The sequence below is a fragment of the Thalassobacillus sp. B23F22_16 genome (assembly GCF_043496955.1).
Lineage (GTDB): Bacteria > Bacillota > Bacilli > Bacillales > Halobacillaceae > Thalassobacillus > Thalassobacillus devorans_A.
The window spans coordinates 1-13,915 of sequence record NZ_JBIEKD010000009.1; the positions used below are offsets into that span (position 1 = coordinate 1).

The window sequence follows — 13,915 nt, forward strand, 5'->3', positions numbered from 1 at the left end:
TACATACTCTTTAAATTCCGAACTGTAACTCTTCATTTTTTTAGTCAAGTGAACACGTCCTTAATTTAAGCTTTAGGTCGATTAAAACATGGCTCACTACCTGTGTCCACTTTCTATACTAGTTCCAAATTTTTAAAATAAACGAGACAATATTAAAATTATGAGAGACAATTTCAAATGTAAATGAGAAAAGCTAAGCATATATGAGACAAATAAATGCAAAGTAGCCCCGGCGCCATTTGCCGGGGCTCTTGTTATTTGGCTAATCCGTTTTTGACAAGTACACCTTTAATCGTGGTGTAATCGTAAGCATGATCCAACGCTTCTCTTAATACTTTTAAACCTTCATCCTCGTCCAACGTTTCCCGTGCCCGAAGCACTTCTGCTTCGGTTTGTTCGTCAAACCATTGACTCCAGTCAAACTCGTGACCCTCGCTGGCAGCGCGGAACAGATGGTTTTCGATGGTGATTTCACTCATTCCTCGATCGCGGGCGATTGCCGGAAGATCCTTTCCTTTTTCTTTCCACAACCGGTAAGAAATCATATAACTAGGTTCTTTATCCTGCTCGGTTTTCTTTTGGAAAATCGGCGTCGGCCCTTTGACAGATTTATTGGCTGGCTGTCGTTCTTTAAATGGCTCGATAGCAGCCAGGAATGTCTCTCCGTATTGTTCGTATTTCCGTTCACCCACACCTTTTATGGATAGCATCTCTGACTTGGATGCTGGTAAATAGCGAGCCAAATCTTTAAGGGTAGCATCAGAAAAGATGACATATGGCGGCAGGTTATGCTCATCAGCAATTTCTTTCCTCAGGCTGCGCAGGGACTCGAACAGTTCTTCGTGGTAATCCACTTCCGTTCTCCTGGCTGTTTTTTCGATTTTCATCCAGACCTGCTTTTCCCCTTTCAAAACCTCGACTGCTTTTGGTGTCAGCTGTAATGTTGGGAATTTACCCTGACCAGGGTTCAACAATTCCTCTGCTGTCAAAAAGTGAATGAAGCTCGTCAGTTCCTTTTCTGTGTATTGCGACATTAACCCGTAAGTACTCAGCCGGTTAAAACCGAACTCTTTTACCTTTTGGTCAGAGGACCCGCGGAGCACCTTGGCGGTTAAGCCTGCTCCAAATCGTTCCCCCATCCGTTTCACACAGGATAAAACCATTTGTGCTTCCTTCGTCATATCCTCCCGCTCACCATCGTACAAGCAGTTCGAACAACGGCCGCATGGCTCACTGCCTGTCGGGTCATGGAAATAATCTAGGATATACTGTTGCAGACAATGGTGGGTATGACAGTAATTCACCATCGACTGGAGCTTTTCGTATTCTTTTGCTTTTTTGTCTTCAGGCAAGGTCGACTGCTCGATCATATATTTCTGCAAGTTGACGTCCTGTCCCGAGAATAGCAGGATGCACTCACTCGGTTCACCGTCTCTTCCGGCGCGCCCCGCTTCCTGGTAGTAGGATTCAATGTTCATCGGCATCGAGTAGTGGATGACGTAGCGGACGTTTGATTTATCGATCCCCATACCAAATGCATTGGTCGCCACCATTATCAGCGTTTCATCCTGAATAAAGCTGTTTTGGGCTTCTTTTCGTTCGTCTTCCGAAAGGCCGGCGTGATATTTGCCTGCCTGGAACCCTTTTCTCAGTAAAAATTGGTGGATAAAATCGACGTCTTTTCGAGTTGCTGCATAAATGATTCCGGACTCACTTTTTCGTTCCGTAGCATAATTCAGCAGGAAATCACGCTTATCCTGCCCTTTGATCAAGCGGAAGGATAGATTACTCCGTGCAAACCCTGTGTTGATAACCGAGGTTTCAGGAACATGCAGCAAATGCTGTATGTCGTTGATGACTTCCTTGGTGGCTGTGGCAGTTAAAGCCATCATGGTTGGAAGGTTCGTGAGTTTTTTCAGTAATGGAACAATCGATCGGTAGCTCGGCCGGAAATCGTGCCCCCACTGTGAGATACAGTGGGCTTCATCAAATGCGATCAAGGACAACGGAATCGACTGAATCGCATAAAAGAAGTTGGAAGAATCAAAGCGTTCCGGTGCGACATAGACAAAATGATAACGTCCCTGTCTCATTGCGCGCAGGCGTTCCTGCTGTTCTTCCATACTTAGAGAACTGTTGATATAGGTTGCGGCTACCCCCATAGAAGTAAGCGCATCAACCTGATCTTTCATTAATGAAATCAATGGGGAAATGATAATAGCTGTTCCAGGCTGAATGAGCCCTGGTATCTGATAACAGATTGATTTCCCGCCACCGGTCGGCATGACAGCAAGGGTATTATTCCCTTGTAGAATCTGGCTGATGGCATCCTCCTGGCCGGGGCGGAAGGTTGGGTATCCGAAGTATTCTTGTAGTTTTTTACGTGCTTGTTCTAACATAGTGTATCTCCTTTATAAATCCTTTGTTAATCGTATCATGTTTAGTTCGATCTGACAGGGGAAAAATGATGTAAGAATTTCAATTCTGGAGGGATCATTCATGAAAGCAATTGTCATTGACAATTATGGCGATAAAGAACAACTGAAAATGAGAGAGATAGGTAAACCGGAAATCACAGACGATCAAGTGCTTGTTGAACTTCATGCGGCCTCGATCAACCCGATTGACTGGAAGCTGCGGCAAGGATATTTAAAAGAAAAAGCTGACTTTGATTTTCCAATTATCCTTGGCTGGGACTTGGCTGGTGTTGTCGCAGAGACAGGTAAGAATGTAACAAAATTTAAAAAGGGTGACAATGTGTTCGCACGACCGGATTTAACACGACTTGGAACATATGCGGAATATGCAGCAGTCGATGAGCGGCTGCTTGCCCACATGCCGGAAAATATCACTTATGAAGAAGCAGCATCTGTGCCATTGGCAGGACTCACTGCATGGCAGTGTCTCGTTGACTTCTCTGAAATTAAGGATGGGGATAAAGTATTGATCCACGCCGGCTCTGGCGGAGTAGGAAGCTATGCGATCCAGCTTGCGAAGCATTTCGGTGCCTATGTCGCTACAACAGCGAGCGGCAAGAACCAGGAATGGGTTACGGAGCTTGGCGTTGATCGCTTCATCAATTATCAGGAAGAAGATTTCAGTGAAGTACTCGAAGATTTTGACATTGTAGTTGATACGATCGGTGGAGAGGTTTCAGGAGAAAAGCTATGAAGTCTTGAAAGAGGGCGGAAAGCTTGTTTCAATCGTGCAGCCGCCTGAAAAAGAAAAAGCAAAAGAAAGAGGAATCAAAGCAGGCTTCCACTGGCTGGAACCAAAAGGAGAGCAGCTTGCCAAAATCGCGGACCTGATTAAGAAAGGAAAGGTAAGAGCGGTTGTCGGCCATCAATTCGACTTTTCCGAAGAAGGGCTGAAACAGGCGCATGAACTGAGTGAAACGCACCACGCGCAAGGAAAGATTGCTATTTCTATCAAATAATAGTATAACAGAAGCACCAGGTAGTTTGGATAATTTTCTGACTACTTGGTGCTTTTTTAGGGTATAAGACCTTATACCATTTAAAATAGGGGGGATTTTATGATGGATCAATATGAAATGGAAAGTTTTTTTGATGAAATGATGGAAGATAAAGAACAGCCTAAGCCTCATTATGAACACTTCTACCAAATGCTTCGCCGCTTTTCGATTGATAACCTCCATGAAAAAAATGAAACAGCCCAATTAAGCTTCTTACGAAAAGGAATCACTTTTACCGTTTATAACGACACTGTCGGCACGGAACGTACCATGCCGTTTGATTTCGTGCCGATCATCATTCCCTCTGAAAATTGGCAGCGCATAGAAAAAGGAATGAAGCAGCGTGTCAAAGCACTAAATCTATTCTTGGAAGATATTTACCGGAATCAGGAGATTATCAAAGATGGTATCATTCCTGGAGAATTAGTAGAACAAAACCCTTATTACTATCGCCAGCAAGCATCAGGGCTTGATATACCTTACCAAAACCATATTTTCCTCGCTGGAATCGACTTAATTCGTGATGAGCATGGGGAATACCGGGTACTCGAAGATAACCTGCGCAACCCATCAGGCTTATCCTATGTATTTCAAAACCGCTATGTCATGCGCCAGGTCTACCCGGAATTATTTTTTGAGCATGCCATCGAAACACTCGAGCATCAGTTGTCGGAACTTCATCAGGCACTGATGGCCCATGTTCCAGCTAACTCTACCTCACCGGACAACCCCTGTGCTGTCCTTTTAACACCGGGAAGCTATAATTCTGCGTATTATGATCATGTGTTCCTTGCCCAGCAAATGGGCATTGAGCTTGTCGAAGGACGCGACCTGCTTGTCAGGGATGACGCCGTGTACATGAAAACGATTCGAGGATTGAAGCGAGTCGATATTATATATCGTCGGATCGATGATGATTTTCTGGATCCCGAAACTTTCGACCCTAAATCTGTGTTAGGTGTACGAGGACTGTTAAATGCCTATCGTAAAGGCAATGTAGCAATCGTAAATGGCATCGGTAATGGAGTAGCCGATGATAAAGCTATGTATGCGTACGTGCCCGACATGATTCGCTATTACTTAGATGAGGAACCAATCATTCCAAATGTAGAAACATACTTTTTGCGTAATGAGGAACAGCGTACTTATGTGCTGGATCATCTGGATGAATTAGTAGTGAAGAATGTGGGAGCATCCGGCGGTTATGATATGCTGATCGGTCCTCATGCGGGTAAGGAAGAAATTGCTGTCTTCCGTGAAAAGATTTTAGAAAAACCGAATCAATATATCGCCCAGCCAACCATTAAATTGTCACGGGCTCCGGCTTTTCAGAAAGGACGCTTTTATCCATGCCATGTCGACCTGCGGGTATTTGTCATGAGCGGGCAGGAAAGTCATGTATTGCCTGGCGGGTTATCCCGGGTAGCCTTGAAAGAAGGATCGCTTGTCGTCAATTCTTCCCAAGGTGGCGGCGGGAAAGACACATGGGTATTGCAAAAGAGGGGGAATGGCTATGCTTAGTCGAGTGGCTGACTCGTTATATTGGATGGCGCGTAACCTGGAACGCTCGGAAAATAATGCCCGGGTTCTCGATGTTCAGTTGATTAATATGCTGGAAGCGAACGACAGAGAGGTACTGAATCGTGACTGGGAGGAAGTATTGGAAATCACTGCTTCTTTAGCGGATTATCAAGTCCAGTATCCAAACTTGAAGTCAGAAGAGATTATCCATTACGTGGCGTTTGAACCGGGAAATTTTAATTCGCTCGTCAATTGCATGACTTATGCGCGTGAGAACGCTCGTGCTACAAGGGACATTATTCCTGAAGGAGTTTGGGAAGGGCTGAACCGTTTTTATCTGGAACTGCCGGCAGTCCGCCGAAATGAGTTTACGATCCAGGAAATTCAAAATTTCGTAAACACAATTACAATGACATCGATGACCGCCCAGGGTGTCATTGAATCAACAATGACTCGCGGCGTCCCTTATTCCTTCATAAAAATCGGTAAATGGCTGGAGCGGGCAGAGAAGACGGCGAGAATTTTGAACGTCATATGCGAGAAAGCAAGAAAGGAAAAACAGGGGTCGGTCAATCATCATTATTACTGGCTCGCTGCTTTAAGGCTGGTAAACGGATATGATGCCTATATCAAAGAATTTCCTCCTAAAATGAATGCAATGCACGTCCTTCATTTCATCATTGAAGAAGAAAGGTTCCCACGCTCGATCCGTTACTGTGTTGATCATGTAATGGAAACCATTCGCAAATTAGAAAAAGGGGAAATCCACCATTATTCAGAAAGGTTGTTCCACCTGCTTGAAACGATCCAGCAGGAAGTATCTGATTTCAACCTCGAGGCAATGGCAATGGAAGAGCTGATGGGCTTTCTGGATCACTTCCAAAACCGCTGTATACAGGTGAGCAGGGTCTTCTCGGAAACTTACTATTTGATTGAGCCAGTTGAAATAAAATAGAAGGTAAGGGTTTCACGACAAAGAGCGGGTACTATAAGAGTACGCTTATCATAAATTAGTACGTAACGAATTTTTTCGCGGTTGGGGGATGGCATCATGAAGTATAAAATTGAACATACGAATATCTTTTATTATGAAAGTTTCGTGGACCAAAGTATGAACCATATCAGGCTTAAGCCGAGAACAGATGAGTGTCAGCGGCTATTGTCTTATCGTACTGAAATCACGCCTGCTTCCATGACAAAGGAACACATTGATTTGTGGGGAAACCACGTCGAGACGTTTTTCATACCGGAGAAACATGAACATTTAGAAGTGAAGACGAATTCGATCGTCAGTATTCAGAAAAGTCCGTTTATCCGAATGATTCATTTCACAGATGAAATGAGAGAGATTTTCCACTCGGACCTGTTTCATAAACATTATTTGGCATACTTGAATGAGACGCCCTATACGTTTTTGTATAAAGAACAGATAGAGGAGATTACGCAAGCTGTCGGAGACCCCGCTGATCCGGTCAGATTTTCGCTCGATTTGATGGCCTATATCCATCAATTGATTGTTTATGATGGAACAGCCACCCATGTAGATACGAAGGCGTATGAAAGCTGGCCGAATAAAAAAGGTGTCTGCCAGGATTATGCACATATCATGCTGGCAGTGTTGCGGGCCAAAGGGATTCCGGCACGATATGTCAGCGGTTATTTGTATGTTGGGGAAGATTCTGCGCTAATAGGGGATGCTGCTACTCATGCCTGGGTGGAAGTAATGGTTCCCGGCATCGGCTGGGTCGGCCTTGATCCGACGAATAACGTAGAGGCTCTTGAGCAGCATGTCCGTATTGGAACGGGACGTGACTATGCCGATGTCAGTCCGCTGCAGGGTGTATATCGGGGCGGTCAGCAGACGCTCGATGTAAAAGTCAGTGTCACATTATTAGAGCAATGATGTGATAAGAAAGTTTTGATCAACTATTTCGTGTTCTGTTCTCAAATATAATCATAACCAAAAGGGCTGTCCTGGAAGTCTTTTGAAGACCAGCAGGACAGCCCTTTTAATAATTGAGTCCAAAGGTTAGTTTGTTAGTTTTTTATCGTTGGACGTTACAAGTGAATTGTATTAGTCCGCCTGCTAACGCTCCTGCGAGGGCAGGGAAAACCCAGCCGAGTCCAAGCGAAAAGAAAGGTAATTGCTGCATCAATGGTTCCAAATTGGATAAGTCCAACCCGAATGCTACTAACCCATCATATAAGCTGGTGATTGCTGTAAGCAAAATAGCGCCTTGATAAACAAAGGTAGAACCGTTAAACACCCTGTTGGCAAAGGCAAGCGCAATCAGTACGATGGCAATCGGATAGATGAAGACCAACACCGGAACGGAAAATGCGATGATCTGCTCCAACCCTAAATTGGCCGCAGCAAAACTGCCGATGATCACGATAGAAATAACTAATTTATAAGAAAGACCGGAAAAGGTTTTGCTGAAAAATTGTCCGCAGGCAACCGTCAAACCGACAGATGTCGTGAAACAAGCCAGTGCTACAATGATTCCGAGGAGAAGCGTCCCTGGCTGTCCATACATGAATTGCGCTGCTCCGGATAAAATTTCTCCGCCATTGGTATAGGAGCCTTCCGTAGCCATTTTCGCTCCAATCCACCCAATCGCTGTATAGACTGCTGTGAGACCAATGGCTGTTACGGCTCCCACTTTTAAGGTGAAGCGGGTGAGTTGTCGGCGGTCTGTTACCCCGCGATCTTTTAAAGCGGTAATCACAAGGATACCGAATGCAAGCGCCGCAATCGCGTCCATGGTTAAATACCCTTCAAGAAAGCCAGTGGTAAATGGGGAAGACTGATACTTCTCAACTGGCTGCTGAACAGTACCATCCAATAAAAAGAAGCTTCCAATCACTAACGCTATAATGGCGGCTAACAATAGCGGTGTAAGCCATTGACCGACACGGTCCACGAGTTTAGATGGATTTAGGCTTATCCAGAATACGAGGGCAAAAAAGATAAGCGTAAATACCAATAATACGCCGGAGTTCCCTCCATTAACCAACGGCTGCACGCCCATTTCATAAGCTACATTGGCAGCTCGTGGTATGCCAAAAAAGGGTCCGATAGCAAGGTATACGACGGAAGTGAAGATTAGTCCGAATAAGGGATGTACTCTCGCCCCTAATTCTATGGTTCCATTGTTTACTAAAGAAAGGGCGGTAACTGTCAATACTGGGATTCCTACTCCGGTCAATACAAAACCAAAAATAGCGGGCCAGTAAGAAGTGCCTGCTTCTATCCCCAGCGTAGGCGGATAAATGAGGTTTCCTGCCCCGAAAAATAATGCAAATAACATAAAACCAATAAAGACCGTATCTCTTGTTTTCACTTATATTTCCTCCTTTATGGGCAAAAGGGTGAAGGCGTAAAAAAACCGCCCCTGACCGCAGGGACGACCCTCTACTTACTTTAACCCTTACCTATAATTTTCATGTATTACGATAGGACTAAGAATAGTTATCTTCAAACTGTTGCACCAGCTCTGATTTTTTTGAATATTTATAAGACGAGCTAATATTATCAGGGGCGAAATTCGATGTCAATATATTTTTATATTGCTTTGTTGACAATTTTAACCGGATGGTTAGAAGGAGTTCCGTTTGGGTAAAGGAAAGAGTCTTAAACAACATGATTTACAGTAGAATCATAGAAATATAGAATGATTTTAAGTTGATAGAAACGGTGGAGAAGGGTGCTGTTTTTGGTGATAGAAAAGGAGTTGTGTGATGATTGATTCAATTTTACTACAATTCATGCTGATAGGTCTGCTTGGAATAGGCTCCCAATGGGCGGCATGGCGGTTCCGGCTGCCCGCAATCGTACTAATGTCTATTGCGGGTTTACTGGCCGGTCCTATTCTGGGATTGATTAACCCGGAGCAGGATTTTGGCGATGTATACCGTCCAATCATTGCGATGGCGGTAGCGATCATCCTGTTTGAGGGAAGTCTTAACCTCGATATTAAAGAAATTAAAGGTCTCGGCCGCCCGGTTGTCAGGATAGTGACATTTGGAGCCTTTCTTGGCTGGATTTTAGGTGCACTCGCTGCCCATTACGTTGCCGGATTGTCCTGGACCGTAGCTATTGTCATCGCGGGGTTATTCATTGTTACTGGTCCGACCGTAATTTTACCCTTATTAAGACAAGCGAAACTGAAAGCCCGACCCGCTAAGATTCTGAAGTGGGAAGGTATTATCGTCGATCCTATTGGAGCCTTGTTAGCCGTTTTCGCTTTTGAATTCATACAATTTATTCTCAGTGATGAAGTTGGCGTACCGGCGCTGCTGGCGTTTTTCCTTGCATCCCTGTTCGCCGCTGTGCTTGGTTGGGCCTGCGGAAAAGGAGTCGGGTGGATGTTCGAGACCGGCTATGTGCCGGAATATTTAAAATCACCTGTTGTGTTTACGGTCGTCATCGCCTGCTTTACCATATCGGATGAAATCATGCATGAGACAGGGTTGCTGGCTGTGACGGCGATGGGGATGACACTCGCTAATCTTCATATCCCATCTATTTCAGATATGAGACACTTTAAAGAAAATATTTCTTTGCTATTGATATCGACAATCTTTATCATGCTGACGGCTTCTTTGACGACAGATACCTTATTTCAAATACTCAATTTCCAAATCATCGGTTTTGTGCTGTTAATGTTATTTGTCGTAAGGCCGCTTTCTATTTGGATTTCTACTATGGGAACGGACCTGACCAAATCGGAGAAGCTGCTTGTCGGCTGGATTGCTCCCCGAGGAATAGTCGCGTTGACCGTATCCAGTTATTTCGCCAGTGCCCTGCTGGATGAGGGGTATGAAGATGCGAACTTACTGCTTTCGATTACTTTTGCTCTTGTGTTTTCTACCGTGGTTGCCCATGGTTTTTCTATCCAATGGCTTGCAAAGAAACTGAATTTATCCATGGAGGGGCCTCCAGGTGTCCTGATTAACGGGAGCAGCTCTTTTACGGTAACCTTAGCGAAAACGCTGGAAGAATTAAAAGTGCCAGTAATGATTATTGATTCTTCATGGGAACGTTTATCAATAGCAAGGCAGGCAGGGGTACCAATCTACCATGGAGAAATTCTGTCTGAACAGACGGAATATACGATGGATATGACCCCGTTCGAATACTTGATTGCCGCGTCGGAGCTTGATTCGTATAACGCTCTGATTTGTACTACCTTTGTACCGACTTTCGGCAGGAATAACCTCTATCAATTAAGCTTGCGCAACCAAAGTGGAGATAATTTAGAAGGTTTGGTACACTCCATCGGTGGCCGTATCCTTTTTGAGGAAGGAGCTTCCTGGGAAAAACTGAACGAGTTGGCAAAGGAAGGGTATAAATTCCGGAAAACAAGTATTACGCAGAAGTTTACCTTTAAAGATTATTTAGAGAACAAAAATCCCGATGCCATTCTGTTATTTATTAAAAAGCCATCAGGTAAAATTGATTTCTTTACGGAAGATTTCCCCACGAAGGCAGAACAGGGCGATACTGTCGTCAGTTTGATGCCGCCTGATAAAGAAAAAGATAAAATTCAATCCCGACTGGAAGAACAGCGGAACGGTAGGGATGAGTCATAAAAAACGGCAGTCCGTCACGTTACGGACTGCCGTTTTTTGCTCTATTTGTTTTCAGCAAGTTTATGATTCAGACGTTTCAACTCTTCTTCAATATGATGAAGCTGCTTTTCCGCATTCGTGACATTTCCACCAGTAGCTTCTATTTTATCTAAATCACCCTGGATGCGGACGTAATCGGATTTCAGCTCGGCAATCTGATCTTTGATTTCATTATTTGTCACTGTCATCACCTCTAATTCCATTGTAGAGGAGCTGTCAAGTGTGGTATAGTAAGTGCACTTTTAGCCAAAAGGGGGAGGGTAACATGGAGGTAAAGGAATACAAAGATCCAAAGGAGTATTTACATAAGGTAGAGCCTCTGCTGATGAAACAGGAGGCGATGAATAATTTGCCTTTAGGTATTGCAGAACGTTTAAAGAAACAGCCTGCTGAAGCGGACTTGATTACGATTGAAGATGGCGGCGAGGCAGTCTATACCCTGTTACATACGATGCGGAATCAGTGGGTGCTTCCTGCATGTGATACCGATCAATCAGTCATCGAAATGGCTGCCTGCTATCTATACGATAATGGCTATCCGGTTGATGGGATAGTAGGGAAAGCAGAGGGTGCTGCCGTGTTTAAGAATGCTTATTCTAAAAAGAGCAGACGTACGAGCTACATCCATATGAAACAGCTTGTCTATCGGTTAGACCAGCTTGAACAAATTCATGTAAATGGAGGAAAGCTAAAAGTTGCAGAAGAAAGCGATAAAGCCTTGATTGCGGAATGGCTGCGTTTCTTTGGAAGAGAAGCAGGAGAAAGGTCGATTATGGAGGACGCCGAAACGCTGGCGGACCATATGGTTAAGTCTGGTTCCATGCACTTATGGATTGTGAATGGCATCCCGGTATCAATGGTTAATCAATCAAGGAGTACGAAACATGGTGCGACAGTCAACGCTGTTTATACTCCTGATGAATACAAACGGAAAGGATACGCTACCCAAGCGGTCTGGGCATTGACGGAAAAACTATTAGATCAAGGTTACCGGTTTTGCAGCCTTTATACCGATGCGGAAAATCCCACATCTAATTCAATTTATAAGAAAATAGGATATTATCCTATCGGGGAATCGGTTGTCTATCGCTTTTCGCTTGAATAATAACGCCCTATCATCTTCCATCCTTTAGAAGCTGTCATATTTTAGGTAGAATTATAGTGAATTTTCTGATAATATATAGAGTAAGCATTATTACCCAGCATTTGAGATAATATATAACTATATGCGACGTAACTGCTATATATGCCAATATTTATGTAGTGAAAGCGTATTATAGCGAAGTGGGGAGTTTGAATGTAGGAAATCCATTCGGTATGATAAAGAATACATGAGCTTTTTTAGATAATTCCTGCAATTTATTAGGAGGAATACTTACATTGAAATTACTTAGGATGCTAGACAATTTTATACTTAAATTAGAAGAATTCATATTAAGCTATGCAGTAATCATCATTGCAGTTATGGTTGTCGGTAAAGCTCTGATGAGAGCGCTGTTTACTTATTCCCCTCCATTTGCTGACGAGGTCAGTCAGTTTTCCGTCATTATCGCAACTTTTATGGGTATCAGTTACGCCACACGCAAAGGCAGGCATATCAGTATGTCGGCATTTTACGATTTGGCTCCGTTTAAAATAAGAAAGATACTTATGATTCTCATCCCCGCGGTTACAGCTCTTTTCTTGTTTGTACTCGCTTATTATTCTTATTTATATGTAATCGATATCAAAAATTCAGGACGAGTAACTTCAGCGATGCAAACACCTTTATATTATATGTACATTGCCATTCCGATCGGTTTCGCGCTGGGAGGAATCCAATTTATCCGGAATATGTTAATCAATATAACAGACAGGGATACCGTTTACCTGGGCACAGATGCTACAGATTACAATGATAAAGAATTGGGTGAACGGGACGTCCAGGATGAAGTTCATTTGTAGACGATAATTAAATTGATGCAAACAAATCTGTTCAGGAAAGGAAAACAATATGGTAGCTACTCTGTTAACAATCATGGTTGTACTATTGTTATTGAACTTCCCAATGATGATTCCGCTTATGGCGGCACCAATGGTTGTCCTATTCTTATATTTTCCAAATTTAGATCCTATGCTATTGATGAAGCAGTTCGCTACAGGAATTGAGCCTTATGTACTATTGGCTGTCCCATTGTTCATATTCGCTGCTGACATCATGACGACTGGTAAAACTTCTAACCGGCTGTTGGATTTCATCAGTTCTTTCATTGGTCATCTGCGCGGGGGATATGCGATTACCACCGCGGCTGCCTGTACGTTGTTCGGTGCTATTTCAGGATCGACACAGGCGACAGTTGTTGCAATCGGTACACCAATGAGGGAAAGATTATTGAAAGTGGGCTACAAAGATCCCACTGCAATAGCACTGATTATTAACTCCAGTGATATCGCATTGCTCGTTCCTCCAAGTATCGGAATGATCATGTATGGTCTTGTATCCGGTACATCTGTTGGTGACTTGTTTATCGCCGGTATTGTTCCAGGTGTTATCGTCTTTCTATTATTTGCCATTTATAGTATTATTTATGCTAAAGTTACTGACATTCCGTTGACAGCGAAAGCAAACTGGGGGGAACGATTCCGTACCTTTCGTAAAGCTTTGCTTCCCTTAGGCTTCCCGATCATCATCATTGGTGGTATCTACGCAGGGATCTTTAGTCCTACAGAGGCGGCAGGGGTTTCTGTCCTTTATGCTTTTGTTCTGGAAGTATTGATTTACCGTTCCATCCATATAAAAGAATTGCCGAAGATTGCACGTTCCACCGGTTTGGTAACCTCTGCTGTATTTGTGCTGGTAGCAGGTGGACAGGCATTCACGTGGGTCATCTCGTTTGCGAGGATACCTCAGATGATCACCGAGGCTGTCCTTGGCCCGGAACCTAGTGCGATTTTCGTATTACTTATGGTTACCTTATTTTTCTTCATCGGATGTATGTTCGTCGATCCAATCGTCGTCATTCTGGTATTGACACCGATCTTCTATCCGGCTGCAATGAGTGCAGGTATCGACCCTATTCATTTAGGAGTAGTTATCACATTCCAGGCAGCACTAGGATCTGCAACACCACCATTCGGTGTCGACATATTTACAGCCAGTGCGGTGTTCAATAAGCCGTACCTGGAAGTTATCAAAGGAACACCGCCATACATCATCATGCTGGTATTTGTTTCGTTCCTGCTGATTTTCTTTGAGGAGCTCTCACTCATTTTATTGTAAGGAGTGGGGGATAATATAAAAAACTT

At 43.7% G+C, this 13,915-nt stretch carries 10 protein-coding genes and 1 pseudogene; 8 read left to right on the forward strand and 3 right to left on the reverse strand.

The annotated features are described in order from the left end of the window. Nucleotides 1–254: 254 nt before the first annotated feature. Nucleotides 255–2,399: a DNA helicase RecQ gene (gene recQ, locus ACGTNI_RS08760; protein WP_394461660.1), complete on the reverse strand. Its 2,145-nt coding sequence runs from the start codon at nt 2,397–2,399 to the stop codon at nt 255–257. A 100-nt stretch (nt 2,400–2,499) separates the two neighbouring features. On the opposite strand from recQ, the pseudogene ACGTNI_RS08765 reads away from it, so the two are divergent. The 4 genes and pseudogenes from ACGTNI_RS08765 (at nt 2,500) to ACGTNI_RS08780 (ending at nt 6,899) form a co-directional block, all read left to right on the forward strand. Continuing rightward, nucleotides 2,500–3,436: pseudogene (locus ACGTNI_RS08765) on the forward strand (NADP-dependent oxidoreductase). Between the two features lie 99 nt (nt 3,437–3,535). After that, entirely contained in the window at nt 3,536–4,996 is a 1,461-nt protein-coding gene (locus ACGTNI_RS08770; RefSeq protein WP_394461662.1) for a circularly permuted type 2 ATP-grasp protein, read from the forward strand. Further along, on the forward strand, nt 4,989–5,951 hold the full coding sequence (locus ACGTNI_RS08775; RefSeq protein ID WP_394461664.1) for an alpha-E domain-containing protein: 963 nt from the start codon (nt 4,989–4,991) through the stop codon (nt 5,949–5,951). Before ACGTNI_RS08770 ends, ACGTNI_RS08775 begins: the two co-directional genes overlap by 8 nt. A gap of 96 nt (nt 5,952–6,047) precedes the next feature. Continuing rightward, complete coding sequence (locus ACGTNI_RS08780; RefSeq protein WP_254901751.1) at nt 6,048–6,899, forward strand: transglutaminase family protein; 852 nt, start codon at nt 6,048–6,050, stop codon at nt 6,897–6,899. Nucleotides 6,900–7,041: 142 nt separating this feature from the next. Here ACGTNI_RS08780 and brnQ read toward each other — a convergent pair whose 3' ends face one another. Further along, nucleotides 7,042–8,340, reverse strand: coding sequence for a branched-chain amino acid transport system II carrier protein (gene brnQ / locus ACGTNI_RS08785; protein WP_394461666.1), 1,299 nt, complete (start codon nt 8,338–8,340; stop codon nt 7,042–7,044). 397 nt (nt 8,341–8,737) lie between these two features. Between brnQ and ACGTNI_RS08790 the strand changes: the two genes are divergently transcribed. Further along, the gene (locus ACGTNI_RS08790; protein ID WP_394461668.1) at nt 8,738–10,591 is read left to right on the forward strand and encodes a cation:proton antiporter; all 1,854 of its coding nucleotides are present in this window, start codon (nt 8,738–8,740) and stop codon (nt 10,589–10,591) included. 41 nt (nt 10,592–10,632) lie between these two features. On the opposite strand, the gene ACGTNI_RS08795 is transcribed toward ACGTNI_RS08790, so the two are convergent. Then, nucleotides 10,633–10,812 carry an SE1832 family protein gene (locus ACGTNI_RS08795; protein ID WP_062442668.1) on the reverse strand — a complete coding sequence of 60 codons (180 nt, stop codon included), beginning with the start codon at nt 10,810–10,812 and terminating at the stop codon, nt 10,633–10,635. A gap of 83 nt (nt 10,813–10,895) precedes the next feature. Between ACGTNI_RS08795 and ACGTNI_RS08800 the strand changes: the two genes are divergently transcribed. The 3 genes from ACGTNI_RS08800 (at nt 10,896) to ACGTNI_RS08810 (ending at nt 13,889) form a co-directional block, all read left to right on the forward strand. Then, a complete protein-coding gene (locus ACGTNI_RS08800; protein ID WP_394461671.1) occupies nt 10,896–11,735 on the forward strand; it encodes a GNAT family N-acetyltransferase in 840 nt (279 codons plus the stop codon). A gap of 275 nt (nt 11,736–12,010) precedes the next feature. Continuing rightward, the gene (locus ACGTNI_RS08805; protein WP_394461673.1) at nt 12,011–12,574 is read left to right on the forward strand and encodes a TRAP transporter small permease; all 564 of its coding nucleotides are present in this window, start codon (nt 12,011–12,013) and stop codon (nt 12,572–12,574) included. 49 nt (nt 12,575–12,623) lie between these two features. After that, nucleotides 12,624–13,889, forward strand: coding sequence for a TRAP transporter large permease (locus tag ACGTNI_RS08810; protein WP_394461675.1), 1,266 nt, complete (start codon nt 12,624–12,626; stop codon nt 13,887–13,889). The last annotated feature ends 26 nt before the right edge of the window (nt 13,890–13,915 follow it).